This is a genomic window from Cellvibrio sp. OA-2007 (assembly GCF_000953825.1).
GTDB lineage: Bacteria > Pseudomonadota > Gammaproteobacteria > Pseudomonadales > Cellvibrionaceae > Cellvibrio.
In genome coordinates this window covers 1-457 of sequence record NZ_BBUL01000003.1, presented here as the reverse complement: position 1 = coordinate 457, position 457 = coordinate 1, and the positions used below count along the sequence as shown (strand labels likewise).

Annotated in this window: 2 protein-coding genes; both read right to left on the bottom strand. The window is 50.4% G+C overall.

All coding sequences use genetic code 11. From position 1 onward, the window contains the following. Nucleotides 1-360 (bottom strand): putative Ig domain-containing protein (locus AWU77_RS00015; protein WP_152625199.1); only part of this gene is annotated, 360 nt, incomplete at its 3' end. Further along, nucleotides 347-457 (bottom strand): putative Ig domain-containing protein (locus AWU77_RS20940; RefSeq protein ID WP_152625198.1); only part of this gene is annotated, 111 nt, incomplete at its 5' end. The genes AWU77_RS00015 and AWU77_RS20940, both read right to left, overlap by 14 nt.

The following is a 457-nucleotide window of genomic DNA, read 5'->3' as shown; positions in this document are numbered from 1 at the left end:
ATCGCCCGCATCAACATCGGAAAAAGTGTTCGCCGCAAACTGGAAGTTAAAGGCTGAATCTTCAGTCGCGTTTTGATCGGGAATCGCATTGGCGATTGTTGGGGCATCGTTGGTATTGGCGATGAGAATATCGAAACTATCGGTGACAGTACCGCCGTTGCCATCATCGGCAATCACATCAATCGATACAGTACCGACATCGGCATTCGCCGGTGTACCACTAAAAGTGCGAGTCACTGCATCAAAACTCAGCCACGCGGGCAATACACCGCCACCCGCTAACTGCGCTGTATAAGTCAGTGCATCACCATCGACATCGTTAAACGTATTCGCAGCAAATTGAAAATTAAATNTCGGCATTCGCAGGTGTGCCACTAAAGGTACGCGTCACGGCATCAAAACTTAACCACGCCGGTAAGGCACCGCCACCCGCTAATTGTGCGCTATAGGTGAGCGT